15 protein-coding genes are annotated in these 14671 nt (G+C 67.2%); 5 read left to right on the forward strand and 10 right to left on the reverse strand.

Going from position 1 to position 14671, the window contains the following annotated elements:
- Positions 1-109: 109 nt before the first annotated feature.
- Positions 110-373 carry a putative signal transducing protein gene (locus AC5P67_RS11875; protein ID WP_005408153.1) on the forward strand — a complete coding sequence of 88 codons (264 nt, stop codon included), beginning with the start codon at positions 110-112 and terminating at the stop codon, positions 371-373.
- A 30-nt stretch (positions 374-403) separates the two neighbouring features.
- Positions 404-1069, forward strand: coding sequence for a peptide-methionine (S)-S-oxide reductase MsrA (gene msrA, locus AC5P67_RS11880; RefSeq protein ID WP_024956784.1), 666 nt, complete (start codon positions 404-406; stop codon positions 1067-1069).
- A gap of 654 nt (positions 1070-1723) precedes the next feature.
- On the opposite strand, the gene AC5P67_RS11885 is transcribed toward msrA, so the two are convergent.
- From AC5P67_RS11885 to ahpC, 5 genes are all read right to left on the reverse strand, one after another.
- A complete protein-coding gene (locus tag AC5P67_RS11885) occupies positions 1724-2680 on the reverse strand; it encodes a transaldolase (protein WP_012479209.1) in 957 nt (318 codons plus the stop codon).
- Between the two features lie 50 nt (positions 2681-2730).
- Positions 2731-3135, reverse strand: coding sequence for a nucleoside diphosphate kinase regulator (rnk, locus tag AC5P67_RS11890; protein ID WP_005408156.1), 405 nt, complete (start codon positions 3133-3135; stop codon positions 2731-2733).
- Between the two features lie 123 nt (positions 3136-3258).
- Positions 3259-4221 carry a LysR substrate-binding domain-containing protein gene (locus tag AC5P67_RS11895; RefSeq protein WP_005412310.1) on the reverse strand — a complete coding sequence of 321 codons (963 nt, stop codon included), beginning with the start codon at positions 4219-4221 and terminating at the stop codon, positions 3259-3261.
- A gap of 85 nt (positions 4222-4306) precedes the next feature.
- On the reverse strand, positions 4307-5899 hold the full coding sequence (ahpF, locus tag AC5P67_RS11900) for an alkyl hydroperoxide reductase subunit F (protein WP_088610981.1): 1593 nt from the start codon (positions 5897-5899) through the stop codon (positions 4307-4309).
- Positions 5900-6122: 223 nt separating this feature from the next.
- The gene (gene ahpC, locus AC5P67_RS11905; protein ID WP_005408159.1) at positions 6123-6686 is read right to left on the reverse strand and encodes an alkyl hydroperoxide reductase subunit C; all 564 of its coding nucleotides are present in this window, start codon (positions 6684-6686) and stop codon (positions 6123-6125) included.
- Positions 6687-6983: 297 nt separating this feature from the next.
- On the opposite strand from ahpC, the gene prmC reads away from it, so the two are divergent.
- Both prmC and pip read left to right on the forward strand, forming a co-directional pair.
- Positions 6984-7841 carry a peptide chain release factor N(5)-glutamine methyltransferase gene (prmC, locus tag AC5P67_RS11910; protein WP_111193807.1) on the forward strand — a complete coding sequence of 286 codons (858 nt, stop codon included), beginning with the start codon at positions 6984-6986 and terminating at the stop codon, positions 7839-7841.
- Between the two features lie 48 nt (positions 7842-7889).
- Positions 7890-8831 (forward strand): prolyl aminopeptidase, encoded by a 942-nt coding sequence (gene pip / locus AC5P67_RS11915; RefSeq protein WP_005408161.1) that lies wholly within the window; start codon positions 7890-7892, stop codon positions 8829-8831.
- Positions 8832-9004: 173 nt separating this feature from the next.
- On the opposite strand, the gene AC5P67_RS11920 is transcribed toward pip, so the two are convergent.
- Positions 9005-9904 carry a LysR family transcriptional regulator gene (locus AC5P67_RS11920; protein WP_224481821.1) on the reverse strand — a complete coding sequence of 300 codons (900 nt, stop codon included), beginning with the start codon at positions 9902-9904 and terminating at the stop codon, positions 9005-9007.
- Between the two features lie 91 nt (positions 9905-9995).
- Between AC5P67_RS11920 and AC5P67_RS11925 the strand changes: the two genes are divergently transcribed.
- Positions 9996-11414 (forward strand): MFS transporter, encoded by a 1419-nt coding sequence (locus tag AC5P67_RS11925; protein ID WP_005408163.1) that lies wholly within the window; start codon positions 9996-9998, stop codon positions 11412-11414.
- A gap of 138 nt (positions 11415-11552) precedes the next feature.
- Here AC5P67_RS11925 and AC5P67_RS11930 read toward each other — a convergent pair whose 3' ends face one another.
- The 4 genes from AC5P67_RS11930 to AC5P67_RS11945 are packed head-to-tail and all read right to left on the reverse strand — an operon-like array spanning position 11553 to position 14407.
- A complete protein-coding gene (locus AC5P67_RS11930; RefSeq protein WP_049395817.1) occupies positions 11553-12350 on the reverse strand; it encodes an N-formylglutamate amidohydrolase in 798 nt (265 codons plus the stop codon).
- Positions 12343-12897 (reverse strand): NUDIX hydrolase, encoded by a 555-nt coding sequence (locus AC5P67_RS11935; protein ID WP_111193808.1) that lies wholly within the window; start codon positions 12895-12897, stop codon positions 12343-12345. The genes AC5P67_RS11930 and AC5P67_RS11935 overlap by 8 nt, the downstream gene beginning before the upstream one ends.
- Positions 12894-13829, reverse strand: coding sequence for a 5'-3' exonuclease (locus AC5P67_RS11940; protein WP_012479214.1), 936 nt, complete (start codon positions 13827-13829; stop codon positions 12894-12896). Before AC5P67_RS11940 ends, AC5P67_RS11935 begins: the two co-directional genes overlap by 4 nt.
- Positions 13826-14407 carry a nitroreductase family protein gene (locus AC5P67_RS11945; protein WP_005412319.1) on the reverse strand — a complete coding sequence of 194 codons (582 nt, stop codon included), beginning with the start codon at positions 14405-14407 and terminating at the stop codon, positions 13826-13828. The genes AC5P67_RS11940 and AC5P67_RS11945 overlap by 4 nt, the downstream gene beginning before the upstream one ends.
- Between the last annotated feature and the right edge of the window lie 264 nt (positions 14408-14671).

Here is a 14671-nt window from a genome sequence, read left to right on the forward strand (position 1 = left end):
AAGGTGGATGGGTAGTGCCGGCCGCTGGCCGGCAGAACGGTCATGCGCCGTCACCACCACCATTCAGCCCCCGGGCGTATGCTGGAACCCTGTCCCACGGAGCCGCCGCATGCACATCGTGTACAAGGCCGACAACCTGTTCGACGCCCACCTGGTCAAGCACGCGCTGGAAGATGCCGGCATCCCGGCCTTCGTGTTTGGCGAGCAGCTGCTGGGCGGCATGGGCGAGCTGCCGCTGTTCGGTGTGCTGCGGGTGGGAATCCCCGATGCGGCACGCCCGCAGGCCGAGGACATCGTGGCGGCGCTGGACTTGGGCCACGCGCCGGACGCCCCCATTTCAGATGCAGACGACATAGCCGGACTTCCGGCGTAGGAGCGCATCATGTTGGGAATTGGCCAGGGCATCCTCGGCATCGGCGCCTTCAAGCAGCGCCTGCCACGCCCGGAAGAGGCGCTGCCGGGGCGTGACCAGCCGCTGCCGCTGCACAGCAACCAGCACTTCGTGAACAGCCATCCGCTGAAGGACCGTTTTGCCGGCCTGCAGCAGATCCGTTTCGCGCTGGGCTGCTTCTGGGGCGCCGAGCGCAAGTTCTGGACCGAACCGGGCGTGTACAGCACCTCGGTGGGCTATGCCGGGGGCATCACCCCGAACCCGACCTATGAAGAGGTCTGTTCGGGCCTGACCGGCCACACCGAAGTGGTGCAGGTGGTGTTCGACCCGGCGGTGGTGAGCCTGGAGCGCCTGCTGCAGCTGTTCTGGGAGAGCCACGACCCGACCCAGGGCATGCGCCAGGGCAACGACACCGGCACCCAGTACCGCTCGGCGATCCACGCCACCGACGAGGCGCAGTACGCCGTCGCGCTGGCCAGCCGCGAGGCCTACCAGGCGCAGCTGGATGCGGCCGGCTACGGCCCGATCACCACCGAGATCGTGTACCCGGCACCTGCGTACTACTACGCCGAGGACTATCACCAGCAGTACTTGGCGAAGAATCCGAACGGCTACTGCGGCATCGGCGGCACCGGCGTGAGCTGCCCGATCGGGTTGGATGTGGAGGCGCCGCGCTGACGCGCGGTGGTCCGCCTGCGGCGGGCAACGTCAACGGCTGAAAGCCAAAGCTAAAGCCAAGCGGCTCTGGTTTGCTGTGAGTTTGGCGGGACGGGTGCAGATGGCGGGACACGCCGTAAACCCGTCCTTGGGGGCTCGTCCACGGCATCCATGCCGTGGACGGTCCCGCCATCTGCACCCGTCCCACCTTCGACAGTTTTCCGGTGACGGTGGGCGAGAGCATTGGTTACTGACGAACTGAAGAAAGACAAAAAGGACGCGGCGTTCGCCGCGTCCTTTTCGTTTGGTTCTGCAGTGCCTTCTGTAGAGCCGAAGGCAGCGGCAGGAGCCGCTGTCAACGTTGCTTGCGACGGCCCGGAGGGTGCCGGTCAGGACGACCGGCATAGCCATGCTCGGCTGCGAGCAAGCGAAGCGCGCGACCCGCTGTTGCTCTTCTTTCTTTCTTCCGTGGCGGGCGGCCGCAGGAAATTGTCAGAGGGCGGGCGGGTTGGGTTCGCGGGGGTGTCCGCGGCATGGATGCCGCGGCCAAGCCCCGATGGACGGGTTCACGGCGTCCCCCGCGGACCCAACCCGCCCGACCCAGCACGGCTGTTGCTTCATGCCTTTCGCGACCAACCAACCTGCCACGAGGGGCTCAGCCGTTGGCAGTAATCCTCACAGTGCCGCGCGGATCCGCTCGCGCAGTGCTTCCAGATCCTTGGCAAACGCCTCGATGCCGGTCGCCAGCTTCTCGGTGGCCATCGGATCGGCCGCGAGGTCCGCCGCGAACTTCGCCGCATCGATCGGGGTCACCGCCGCGCCTTCCGCTGCACCGGCCACCAGCTTGCGCGGCAGCTCGCCGTGGTCAGCGTCCAGCTTCTCCAGCAGGTCCGGCGAAATCGTCAGGCGGTCGCAGCCGGCCAGCGCTTCGATCTGCGCGGTCGAACGGAACGAGGCACCCATCACCACCGTCGGCGAACCGCGGCGCTTGAATTCGGCATACACGCCACGCACGAACTTCACGCCCGGGTCTTCGTCGATGGTGGCCGGGGTCTGGCCGTTGGCCACGTACCAATCGAGGATACGACCGACGAACGGCGAGATCAGGAACGCGCCGGCTTCGCTGCAGGCCAGCGCCTGGGTCGGGTTGAAGATCAGGGTCAGGTTGCAGTCGATGCCCTCGGCCTGCAGGATGCGCGCGGCTTCCACGCCTTCCCAGGTCGCGGCGATCTTGATCAGGATCTTCTCGCGCGGCACGCCGGCATCGGCGTACATCTGGATGAACTGGCGGGCCTTGGCCACGGTGGCGGCGGTGTCGTGGGCCTGGTCGGCGTCCACTTCGGTGGACACGCGGCCCGGCACCAGCGTGCTCAGCAGCGCGCCGACGCCGATGGTCAGGCGGTCGGCCACGGCGTGCACCACGGCTTCGCGGTCGCCACTCTGCTGGCGGCCCCAGGCCAGTTCGCGTTCGATCAGCTCGGCGTAGACCGGCAGGTCCAGCGCCTTCTTCACCAGGGTCGGATTGGTGGTGCAGTCCACCGGCTGCAGGCGCTTGATCGCCTCGTAGTCACCGGTATCGGCAACGACCACGGACAGTTCGCGCAGCTGGGACAGTTTGGACGGGGTACTCATTACGGCTCCTGGTGCAGGGGGATCGAATCGCGCGCGGTGCGCAGCGGTAATCAGGGGCGGTCGTTGTGGACCGCGGTCACGCGCAGGCGCAGCTTGCGGCCGCCGGGCGCGTTCCAGTCGATGCTCTGGCCGATCGAAAGGCCGAGCAGGGCACTGCCGACCGGGGCCAGCACGGAAACCTTGCCTTCATCGACGTTGGCTTCGCGGGGGAAGACCAGGGTCAGGACGTGCTTCTCGCCCGACACTTCATCTTCGCACTCCACGCGCGAATGCATCATGACGATGCCTTCGGGAATCTGGTCCGGTGCCAGCACGGTGGCCCGGTTGAGTTCTTCAGCAAGCGCGAGCGCGGCAGGCGTCTGGCTCAGCGCAGGGGATTCGAGCATGGCGTCCAGGCGGTCCATGTCGAAGGTGGAAACGGTGATCGACGGCGGCAGGCCGCTGGCGGTACTCATGGTGAAGCTCCTTGGTTGAAAGCCATGCAAAAGGCGGCACCTGCTGGCGCCGCCTGTCTGTATTGTGGGGACAAATGCGGCCGGAATCGACTCCTGCCGATTCCAGGCCGGTGCTGCGGGGGTTCAGCCGTTCAGGGCGGGGCCGGGCAGGGCGGTCGCTTCGCCGGTGGCATTCACCGCATCAAGGGTGAACAGCGCCTGCGGCAGGCGCTTGAACTGGTCGGCCAGTTCCATCAGGAAGTCGTTCATGGCCGAGCTGCGGCGCCAGATCATGGCGATGCGACGGCTGGGACGGCCCTCGCCGGTGAAGTCGAGCAGGCGGATGTTGTTCGATCGCGGCACCGGCGGCTGCACCGACAGGCTGGGCAGCAGGGTGATGCCGACGTCGGCGGCAACCATCTGCCGCAGCGTCTCCAGGCTGGTGGCGCGGAACTCGGACTTCTCGTTGGCGCCGAACAGGCGGCACACTTCCAGCGCCTGGTCGCGCAGGCAGTGGCCATCTTCCAGCAGCAGCAGCTTCTGCGTGGCCAGTTCCTGCACATCCAGGTGTTCGCGGCGGGCCAGCGGGTGGCGCCCGGACACCGCCAGCAGGAACGGTTCCTCGAACAGGAACTCGGCGTGCAGCTGGTCGTCGATTACCGGCAGCGCCAGCAGCGCGGCGTCCAGCTTGCCTTCGCGCAGGCGGTCCAGCAGCACATCGCTCTTTTCCTCGACCAGCAGCAGTTCCAGCTCCGGGAAGCGCTCGCGGATGCGTGGGATCACATGCGGCAGCAGGTACGGACCGAGGGTCGGGAAGATCCCCAGGCGCACCGTCCCGGCTTCCGGGTCGCGGCTGCGTCGCGCCGCTTCCTTCAGCTGCTCCACTTCGGACACGATCACCCGTGCCCGTGCCGCCGCTTCCTGGCCGGCCGGGGTCAGCATCACCTTGCGCGGTGCGCGTTCCACCAGCGGCAGGCCCAGTTCTTCTTCCAGCTTGCGGATCTGCGTGGACAGCGTGGGCTGGCTGACAAAGCAGGAGGCGGCAGCCCGGCCGAAATGCTTGTGGTCGGCCAGGGCTACCAGGTACTTCAGATCACGTAGGTTCATCCTTACACCCCAGGGGTAACGGACCGGCTGACGGCATGGTTACCCGACAGGCAGACAATGTTCCCGGTGATCTGGGAACGGTGGATCAGGCCGCTTCAGCAACGGCACCGCTGCTGTTGCTCACCGACGAGCGGATCAGGTGGTCGAACGCGCTCAGTGCGGCGGTCGAACCGGCGCCCATGGCGATGATGATCTGCTTGTAGGGTACCGTCGTGCAATCGCCAGCAGCGAACACACCCGGCAGGTTGGTCTGGCCGCGGTCGTCGATGACGACCTCGCCACGCGGCGACAGCGCCACCACATCCTTCAGCCACTCGGTGTTGGGCAGCAGGCCGATCTGTACGAAGATGCCTTCCAGCTCGACGCGGTGGGCGTCGCCGCCGATGCGGTCCTTGTAGACCAGGCCGGTGACACGGCTGCCGTCGCCCAGCACTTCGGTGGTCTGTGCGCTGGTCAGCACGGTGACATTGGCCAGGCTGCGCAGCTTCTTCTGCAGCACTTCATCGGCGCGCAGGCTGGAATCGAACTCCAGCAGGGTTACATGCGACACGATGCCGGCCAGATCGATGGCCGCTTCCACGCCGGAGTTGCCGCCGCCGATCACCGCCACGCGCTTGCCCTTGAACAGCGGGCCATCGCAGTGCGGGCAATAGGCCACGCCCTTGTTGCGGTACTGGTCTTCGCCCGGCACGTTCATCTGCCGCCAGCGCGCGCCGGTGGACAGGATCACCGAACGCGACTTCAGCACCGCGCCGTTCTCCAGCTGCACCTGCACCAGGCCGTCTTCGCCAGCCGGCACCAGCGCGCTGGCGCGCTGCAGGTTCATGATGTCCACCTCGTACTCGCGCACGTGCTGTTCCAGTGCCGTGGCCAGCTTCGGGCCTTCGGTCTCCTTCACCGAAATGAAGTTCTCGATCGCCATGGTGTCCAGCACCTGGCCACCGAAACGCTCGGCGGCGATGCCGGTGCGGATGCCCTTGCGTGCGGCGTAGATCGCCGCTGCAGCACCGGCCGGGCCACCGCCCACCACCAGCACGTCGAAGGCGTCCTTGGCGGCGATCTTCTCGGCATCGCGCTTGCTGGCATTGGTGTCCAGCTTGGCCACGATCTGCTCGAGGGTCATGCGGCCCTGGTCGAACACTTCGCCGTTGAGGTACACGGTCGGCACCGACATGATCTCGCGCTTCTCGACTTCGTCCTGGAACAGGGCACCGTCGATGGCCACGTGCTGGATGCGCGGGTTGAGCACCGCGGCCAGGTTCAGGGCCTGCACCACGTCCGGGCAGTTCTGGCAGGACAGCGAGAAGTAGGTTTCGAAGCGGTAGTCGCCTTCCAGGTTCTGCACCTGCTCGATCAGCTCGGCGGTGGCCTTGGACGGATGACCGCCCACCTGCAGCAGCGCCAGCACCAGCGAGGTGAACTCATGGCCCATCGGCAGGCCGGCGAAGGTCAGGTGGATGTCCTGGCCCGGGGTGCCCAGGTCGAAGGACGGCACGCGGCCCTGGCCATCGCGCAGCACCTGCAGCGAGATCTTGTCCGACAGGCTTTCCAGGGTCTGCAGCAGTTCCAGCATCTCCTGCGACTTGGCGCCGTCGTCGGCGTGCGCGGTGATCTGGATCGGGCGGGTCACGCGCTCCAGATAGGTCTTCAGCTGCGACTGCAGGTTGGCGTCCAACATCGGTCTTCTCCTGGCTTCAGGCAAACAGGGGGCGTGGCACCGCTGTACAAGGTAGCGGACCAGCTGGGGGTAGGGGTGAACCCAAGACAGCGACCGTGGAAGGGGCTGGCTGGCCAAGGCGGGCGAGCGTTGGCTGTCTTGGGTTCACCCCCACGCCGGTAGGGCACCGGCATGGGGATGAAGGGCGCGCCGTGGCGTGGGGCCACGGAAGGCCGGTACTGCGTTAGATCTTGCCGACCAGGTCCAGCGACGGGGTCAGGGTCTTCTCGCCTTCCTTCCACTTGGCCGGGCAGACCTGGTTCGGGTTGGCGGCGGTGAACTGGGCAGCCTTCAGCTTGCGCAGAGTCTCGGAAACGTCACGAGCGATCTCGTTGGAGTGGATCTCCAGGGTCTTGATCACGCCTTCCGGGTTGATGATGAAGGTGCCACGCAGGGCCAGGCCTTCTTCCGGAATGTGCACGCCGAAGGCGTTGGTCAGCTGGTGGGTCGGGTCGCCGACCAGCGGGAACTGGGCCTTGCCGACGGCCGGCGAGGTTTCGTGCCACACCTTGTGCGAGAAGTGGGTATCGGTGGTGACGATGTAGACCTCGGCGCCAGCCTTCTTGAACTCGGCGTAATGGTCAGCCGCGTCTTCGATCTCGGTCGGGCAGTTGAAGGTGAAGGCGGCTGGCATGAAGATCAGGACGGACCACTGGCCCTTCAGGCTGGCGTCGGAAACCTTGATGAACTCGCCATTGTGGTAAGCGTTGGCTTCGAACGGCTGGATCTGGGTGTTGATCAGGGACATCGTTTTTCCTCTGGTGAAGGGGAGTGGGTGAATCGACAGGAGCTAGGTTACCGACTCGCTGGCGATAAGAACAATCCATTGATTGCATCTATTTGATAGATGGAGTCTATCATTCGGTCATGAGCAGGCACTGAACCTTGCCGCTCCCATCCTGCAACTGGCTGTGTGACAAGGGAAATCTCCCGGAGGCGCGGAAAGGGGCCGATAGCCCCTCCTTATTCCCTCCGGCAGAACCTGAACGGATTGCAGCTTTTTGCAGTGTCGAGCCACGCTCGACTGCGGCTCTACAATTGCGGCATGTCTTTCCAAACCGAACCCTCCCTGCGCCAGACCGTGGCTGAGGCCAGTGCCCGTCTCGGCGGCATCGAGGCCCGCCACGAGGCTGAACTGCTGCTGCTGCACGTACTGGACCGCCCGCGCAGCTGGCTGTTCGCCCACGCCACCGATCCGCTGGCCGCCAATGACCAGGCCGTCTTCGAGGCGTTGCTGGCCCGCCGCGTGGCCGGTGAGCCGGTGGCCTACCTGACCGGCCGTCGCGGATTCTGGACGCTGGACCTGGAGGTCGACCCGGCCACGCTGATCCCGCGTCCGGAAACCGAGCTGCTGGTCGAGCTGGCGCTGGAGCGCCTGCCGCCAGACCAGTCGCTGCAGCTGGCCGACCTGGGCACCGGCAGTGGTGCGATTGCACTGGCACTGGCCAGCGAACGGCCGCAGGCGCAGGTGCTGGCCACCGACGCCAGCCCGGGCGCGCTGGCCGTGGCCGCGCGCAATGCCGCCCGCCATGATCTGCGCAACGTCCGCTTCGCTGAAGGCGGGCACGACTGGTATGCACCGCTGCAGGGCGCGCGTTTTGATCTGATTGCCAGCAACCCGCCGTACATCGCCAGCGACGATCCGCATCTGGAGCGGGGTGACCTGCGCTTCGAGCCGGCCACCGCACTGGCCTCGGGTCCGGATGGCCTGGACGACATCCGCCGCATCGTCGACGGTGGCCAGGCCCACCTGCTGCCCGGCGGCTGGCTGCTGATCGAGCACGGTTGGGACCAGGGCGAGGCGATCCGCGCGCTGTTCGACGCGGCGGGGTTTGCCGAGGTGCAGACCGTGCAGGATCTGGAGCAGCGCGACCGCATCACCCTGGGCCGGCGTCCGGCCTAGAATGGAGGTTCTCCTGCCACGGCAGGGCATCACCCTGGAGCTGCAAGCATGCGTACGCTGTACCCCGCCATCACCCCCTATGACGTCGGCACCCTGAAGGTCGACGACCGCCACACGCTGTACTTCGAGCAGTGCGGCAACCCGGACGGCAAGCCGGTGGTGATGCTGCACGGTGGCCCGGGCGGTGGCTGCAGCGACAAGATGCGCCAGTTCCACGACCCGTCCAAGTACCGCATCATCCTGTTCGACCAGCGCGGTGCCGGCCGTTCCACCCCGCACGCCGACCTGGTGGACAACACCACCTGGGACCTTGTTGCCGATATCGAGAAGCTGCGCGAACACCTCAAGGTCGATCGCTGGCAGGTGTTCGGTGGCAGCTGGGGTTCGACCCTGGCGCTGGCCTATGCCGAAACCCATCCGCAGCGCGTGACCGAACTGGTCCTGCGCGGCATCTTCATGCTGCGCCGCTGGGAGCTGGAATGGTTCTACCAGGAAGGCGCCAACCGCCTGTTCCCGGATGCGTGGGAGCACTACCTCAAGCCGATCCCGTCGGTGGAGCGCCATGACCTGATCTCGGCCTTCCACCGCCGCCTGACCAGCGACGACGAAGCCACCCGCCTGGAAGCGGCCAAGGCGTGGGCGGTGTGGGAAGGCGCGACCAGCTTCCTGCATGTCGATGATGACTTCATCAACAGCCACGAAGACCCGCACTTCGCGCTGGCGTTCGCCCGTATCGAGAACCACTACTTCGTCAACGGCGGCTTCTTCGAGGTGGAAGACCAACTGCTGCGCGACGCGCACCGCATCGCCGACATCCCCGGCGTGATCGTGCACGGCCGCTACGACGTGGTCTGCCCGCTGGCCAACGCCTGGGACCTGACCAAGGTCTGGCCGAAGGCGAAGCTGGAAATCACCCCGGCCTCGGGCCATTCGGCGTTCGAGGCCGAGAACGTGGACGCGCTGGTACGTGCCACCGACAGCTTCGCCTGATCGGTAGTGCCGGCCGCTGGCCGGCAACGCCGCACCGGTAGCGCCGGGCCATGCGCGGCGCTATCAACCCTCATCCACGCATGGCGTGGATCGACCACAGCCTGGTAGTGCCGGCCGCTGGCCGGCAAACCTGAAACGGGTGGATTCCTGCAGACGCCGGCCAGCGGCCGGCGCTACCAATCCCCGGCCAGCAATGCGTCGGCCAGCACCTGCAGCTTCGGCGAATGCTGGCGCGACGGCGGGTAGATCAGTGACAGCGCGCGGCTGCGGCCCTCGAACGGCTGCAGCACGCGCTGCAGGCGGCCGTCGGCCAAGGCATCGGCCACCGCGAAATCCATCACCTGCACGATGCCGATGCCGGCGATGGCCGCTTCCACCAGCGGATCGCCGCTGTCGAACACCATCCGCGTCGGCGGCGTGAACTCGCGCAGTTGCCCGTCCTGCAGGAACTGCCAGTCCACCAGCCGGCCACTGCGCAGGTTGCGCACCGCCAGGCAGGCGTGATCCCGCAGCGCGGCCACATCGTCCGGTGCGCCACAGCGGGCCAGATACGCGGGGCTGGCCACCGTCACCCAGCGCAGCGGCCGCAATGGCCGCGCGACGATGCGCTGGTCGGCGATGACGCCGGTGCGCAGCGCGGCATCGAAGCCTTCCTCGACCAGATCGACCAAGCGGTCACTGAGCACGGCTTCCACCTGCAGTTGCGGATGCTGTTCCAGTAATGGCGCCAGCATCGGCACCAGCACCTTGCGCCCGAACATCGACGGCGCACTGATCTTCAACGTACCCGAGGGCGTGCACGGGCGGTCGGCCAGTTGCCGCTCGGCATCGTCGAGGCCGGCCAGCAGCGGTGCCACCTGTTCCACGAACTGGCGGCCATCCGGGGTCAACGCCACGTTGCGGGTGTTCCGCTGCAGCAGCTTTACCCCCAGCGTGGCTTCCAGCCGCCCGATCGCGCGCGACAGGCCGGACTGGCTCAGGCCCAGCTGCCCGGCAGCGACGGTGAAGCTGCGTGCCTCGGCCACCTGCACCAGCATGCGCACCGCATTGAGGTCCAACGAGGATCCATTCATGCCGAAAATCATGACAGATATGGTCGGGCAGGGGTTTATTGATTGGCCCGCATCAATGAGACTGCGTTCCCCCACCGATCCACCGCCGCCGATGCCCCCTCTCAAGTACCCACGCTGGGCGCTGACCCTGCTGGCCACCGCGCAGCTGATCATCGCCCTGGACGCCACCATCATCTTCGTCGCCCTCCATGACATGGGCCGCGCGCTGCAGATCAACGCGCAGCAGCTGCAGTGGGTGGTCAGTGCCTACACCGTGGCGTTCGGTGGCAGCCTGCTGCTGGGTGGCCGCGCCGCCGACCTGATCGGCCGTCGCCGTTTCTACCGGCTGGGCATGCTGCTGTTCGCACTGGCGTCGCTGCTCGGTGCGTTGGCGCCGAATGCCACCTTGTTGATCATCGCGCGCGCCGCGCAGGGCGTCGGTGCGGCCCTGCTGTTCCCCGCCACGCTGGCACTGATCAACACGCTGTACGCCGAAGGCCCGGTGCGCAACCGCGCGCTGGCGATCTGGAGCATGGCCAGCGCGGTGGGCCTGGCGCTGGGCACGCTGCTCGGTGGGGTGCTGACCCAGGCGTTCGGCTGGCCGGCGGTGCTGGCGGTGATCGTGCCGCTGGCCACGGCGTGCGCGGTCGCAGCCGGTGCGTGGTTGCCGTCCGATGGTCCAAGGGTGCGCGGCCGCTCCTTCGATCTGGCCGGTTGCCTGACCGTCACCGCCGGCGGCAGCCTGCTGGTCACTACACTGGTTCAAGGGCCGGAGTGGGGCTGGACGGCACCGGCCACGCTGATCTGCCTGCTGCTTTCAGCCGTGCTGTTGACGGTGTTCGTACAGATCGAAAAACGCAGCCGTGACCCGCTGATGCAGTTTTCGCTGTTGCGCCTGTCGGGCCTGCGCGCGGCACTCGGCCTGACCTTCGCCTTCATGAGCAGCTATGGCGTGCAGTACTACTTCCTGGCGCTCTACTTCCAGGATGGCTATGGCTGGAGCCCGCTGCAGGCCGGCATGGCCTTCCTGCTGCCGACGTTGGTGTGCACCTTCGGCATCCGTATTGCCGAACGCATGCTGCGGCGCCGTTCGCCACGGCAGGTACTGGCCTGGGGCTTCGCCGCCGGTGCCATCGGCATTGCCGCGGTGGCGCTGGCGATGCCGCACGGTGCCAGCTACTGGCCGCTGCTGCCGGGCATCGTGGTGCTCAGCATCGGCCAGGGCATGAGCTGGACGGCGATGTGGATCGTGGCCGGGCAGGGCGTGCCGGGTCCGCAGCAAGGCGTCGCGTCCGGCATGGCAGCCACCGCCCAGCAGATCGGCGGGGCGTTGGGACTGGCGGTGCTGGTGATGGTGGCCAACGCCGCGCGCGGCACGCAGGCAGCAACCAGTGCCGACGCCCTGCAGGGCATGGTCAATGCACAGTACGGCGCCGCGTTGTTCGCCGCGCTCGGCGTGGTGATCGCGCTGGGCCTGCGCCCGGCGCCGGTCGAATCGGCCGCCACCGTCTGCCCGGTCAGCGATGCATGATTGAAGGCGCTGGCGTGGGTGGTGGATGTCCCACGCCTGCGGTAGTGCCGGCCGCTGGCCGGCAATGCAATGATCCAACTACCCTGAGGTGGCCGGCCAGCGGCCGGCACTACCGATCCGGAATGGATCCACGCGCGTTCAACCGAACGCCAGCAACTGCGGCTGCAATGCGCTGAAGATCCGCGCCAGCCGCTCAGCCCAGGCCTGCTGCCCAGCCACATCGGCAATCAGGTCCTGGCGGATTTCCAGTTCCACGTGCACCAGCCCGCGGCCTTCGCCATGCACCGGCACCGCGTAGTCGCTGGTGCTGCTCACCGAATACGGTTCATTGTCACCCACCACCAGGTCGCCTTCCTCGCGCAGTGCCTGCAGCAAGGCATGGGCGAAGCGCGTGTCCTGGTGGTACAGCACGCCGGCATGCCAAGGTCGCTGCGCGCCATTCATCGCCGGAGTGAAGCTGTGCATCATCACCAGCAGGGTGGAGCGGCCGGCATCTCGGCGCGCATCCAGTTCCGCGTCGATGCGCGCGTGGTAGGGCGCGTGGATCGCATCGATACGCTGCTGCCGCTGTGCCGCCGACAGCCCGGCATTGCCCGGCACCGCGGTGTGGTCGCTCACTTCCGGAATCAGCGTTGGCGACACCAGCGGGCGGTTGCAGTCGATCAGCAGCCGCGAATAGGTCTGTTCGATCGCCCAGGCATCCAGCCGTTCGGCCAGTGCACGGGTGGTTCCGGCAATGCCGATGTCCCAGCCGATATGGCGGTCCAGTTCGGCCTGCGGCAAGCCCAGGCCTGCGAGGGCACGCGGCAGCTGCTGGCCGGCGTGGTCGGCCAGCAGCAGGTACGGCGAGGCACCCTGAGGCCGGTGGATCGTATGGATCGCCGGGTCGTCTGCGCCGAGCAGCGCCGGCAGCGCGTGCAGGTCGGCGTCAGCCACGCGGGCGTCCGTCCAGATGGTGCTCGATCATCCACAGCCCGGCCCAGAGCTTGGCGTCCAGCTCGTAGCCTTCGCCCATCTTCTGCACCAGCCAGGCCGCTGCCTCACTGCGCGGAATCTCGTGCACGATGATGTCTTCGCTGTCGTCACCACCGCCCTCGCCAACGCGGCGCAGGCCGGTAGCGCGCACGAAGGCGATTTTTTCGCTGCTGGCGCCGGAAGAGGTCGGGCCGATCAGCAGCACTTCGGCGTGATCGGCGGTCCAGCCGGTTTCTTCTTCCAGTTCGCGCACGGCCGAGACTTCGATCGATTCGCCGGCGTGGATGTCGCCGACCAGGCCGGCCGGCATCTCGATGGTGGCTGCCTGCAGCGGCACGCGGAACTGTTCCACGAACAGCACCTTGTCCTCGGGGGTGACGGCGATGATGATCGCGGCCAGGCCACCGGCATGGGTACGTTCGCTGTATTCCCAGGTGCCGCGCACCAGCATGCGCTGGTACTTGCCTTCATAGACGACACGCGGGGCTTCGGTGTTGCGCTGGCTCATGCGGGCTCGCTGTGGGTGGGAAGAATATCGGGCACGCCGGCGGCATCGAACAGCCGGCGGCGGGTCATCGGGCCAAAGCGCAGGGTCTGGCACAGGCCGCCGAGCAGCTCGGGATCGGCGGTCTGGCGCAACAGGCCGGGCTGGCTGCCTTCCAGCGGCGCGTCCAGCGCGATGGTGGTCAGCTGGCGCCAGAGCTGGGCGTGCTCGCGCTGCTCGCGCAGGCGCACCGCCATCTGGGCGGCGCCGCGCAGGCGCAGGAACGGCACTTCGTCCAGGCGTTCGTACAGTGCATCCATGCTGCCGAAATGGGCCAGCAGCACGGCGGCGGACTTGCTGCCGACGCCACTGATGCCGGGAATGTTGTCCACCGCATCGCCGCACAGCGCCAGATAGTCGGCAATCTGGTGCGCGTGCACGCCGTGCCGCGCCTTCACTCCGGCCACGTTCCAGCGCTGGTTGCGTGCGTAGTCCCACTGCTCGTCGTGATCCAGCAGCAGCTGCGACAGGTCCTTGTCGGCGGAGATGATCACGCCGCGGTGGCTGCCACGATGCACATGCAGGGCGCTTCCGATCAGGTCGTCAGCCTCGTATTCATGGTGGGCCAGAACGGCGAGGCCCAACGCCGCGCACAACGCCTTGCAGTGCACGAACTGGCGCTTGAGCGCCTCCGGCGCCGGGTCGCGGTTGGCCTTGTAGGCGGGGTACAGGCGGTGGCGGAAGCCACTGTCCAGCGCTTCGTCGAAGGCGATGGCGATGTGACGCGGGCGTTCGCGCTCGAGCAGGTCCAGCAGGAAGCGGGCGAAGCCGTGCACGGCATTGGTCGGCCAGCCCTGCGCGTCCTGGAACTGGTCGGGCAGGGAGTGCCACGCGCGGAACACATAGATGCTGGCGTCGACCAGGTACAGCGACGGCGGTGGTACCGGCAGGGTCATGCCGGAGGCGTCCAGTCGCGCAGCAGGGTGGCAGGGTCCGGACGCTCGCGCTCGGGCACGGCGGCCTTCGGCGTGCCGATATGGATGAAACCGGCGATGCCTTCGCCCTCGGCCAGGCCCAGGTAGGCGTGCACGGCGGGGTCGAAGGCCATCCAGGCGGTCAGCCACTGCGCGCCAAAGCCCAGCGCCTGTGCGGCCTGCAGCAGGGCGAAGCAGACGCAGCCGGCGGTCATCAGCTGCTCCTGTTCGGGCACCTTCGGGTCCGGGCGCGGGCTGGCCACCACCACGATCACCAGCGGCGCATGGCTGAAACGCTGGCGATCCTTCTCGAACACGGCCTCGCCCGCATGCGGGTCGCGTTGGCGGCTGCGCTCGGCCAGGAAGTCGCCCAGAGTGTGACGTGCATCGCCGGCGATCTTCAGGAAGCGGAACGGTACGCGCTTGCCGTGATCGGGCACGCGCACTGCCGAAGCCAGCATCCGCTGCAGGGTGGCCGGGTCCGGGCCGGGCTCGGCCAGTTGCCGCGAAGGCACGGAGCGGCGGGCATCCAGGGCGAGCAGGGCGGCGGGGTCGGGCATGGAGTCTGAACCGGTCATCACGAAGGTTTGATTATAGTCGGGGTGGTCAAAGACACCGTCTGTGTCGCGTCTGGCCTTTGAATACCAAATTGTGATGAACGTCATGCCACTGGCGGGAAACGGGCGGCCGCTTCCCCTCGCCTCGCAGGCCTTGCACGGCTTACGATATCTACCTTGCCGGGCCGCCGGTCATGAGGTTTGAAGTGAGGACTGTTTCACTGTCCGTGACGGGCTGGCCGGCCTACCATCGACGTACCGGTACAT

Source organism: Stenotrophomonas sp. YJH_SMC_21, assembly GCF_059369555.1.

Bases quoted from the DNA above. Each gene is read 5' to 3' on its own strand.
- AC5P67_RS11885 (WP_012479209.1), bottom strand. From the start codon at position 2,680: ATGAGTACCCCGTCCAAACTGTCCCAGCTGCGCGAACTGTCCGTGGTC.
- prmC (WP_111193807.1), top strand. From the start codon at position 6,984: ATGTCTTTCCAAACCGAACCCTCCCTGCGCCAGACCGTGGCTGAGGCC.
- AC5P67_RS11920 (WP_224481821.1), bottom strand. From the start codon at position 9,904: ATGAATGGATCCTCGTTGGACCTCAATGCGGTGCGCATGCTGGTGCAG.
- AC5P67_RS11875 (WP_005408153.1), top strand. From the start codon at position 110: ATGCACATCGTGTACAAGGCCGACAACCTGTTCGACGCCCACCTGGTC.
- AC5P67_RS11925 (WP_005408163.1), top strand. From the start codon at position 9,996: ATGCCCCCTCTCAAGTACCCACGCTGGGCGCTGACCCTGCTGGCCACC.
- rnk (WP_005408156.1), bottom strand. From the start codon at position 3,135: ATGAGTACCGCCAGCGGCCTGCCGCCGTCGATCACCGTTTCCACCTTC.
- ahpF (WP_088610981.1), bottom strand. From the start codon at position 5,899: ATGTTGGACGCCAACCTGCAGTCGCAGCTGAAGACCTATCTGGAGCGC.
- AC5P67_RS11945 (WP_005412319.1), bottom strand. From the start codon at position 14,407: ATGCCCGACCCCGCCGCCCTGCTCGCCCTGGATGCCCGCCGCTCCGTG.
- pip (WP_005408161.1), top strand. From the start codon at position 7,890: ATGCGTACGCTGTACCCCGCCATCACCCCCTATGACGTCGGCACCCTG.
- AC5P67_RS11940 (WP_012479214.1), bottom strand. From the start codon at position 13,829: ATGACCCTGCCGGTACCACCGCCGTCGCTGTACCTGGTCGACGCCAGC.
- AC5P67_RS11895 (WP_005412310.1), bottom strand. From the start codon at position 4,221: ATGAACCTACGTGATCTGAAGTACCTGGTAGCCCTGGCCGACCACAAG.
- ahpC (WP_005408159.1), bottom strand. From the start codon at position 6,686: ATGTCCCTGATCAACACCCAGATCCAGCCGTTCGAAGCCAACGCTTAC.
- AC5P67_RS11935 (WP_111193808.1), bottom strand. From the start codon at position 12,897: ATGAGCCAGCGCAACACCGAAGCCCCGCGTGTCGTCTATGAAGGCAAG.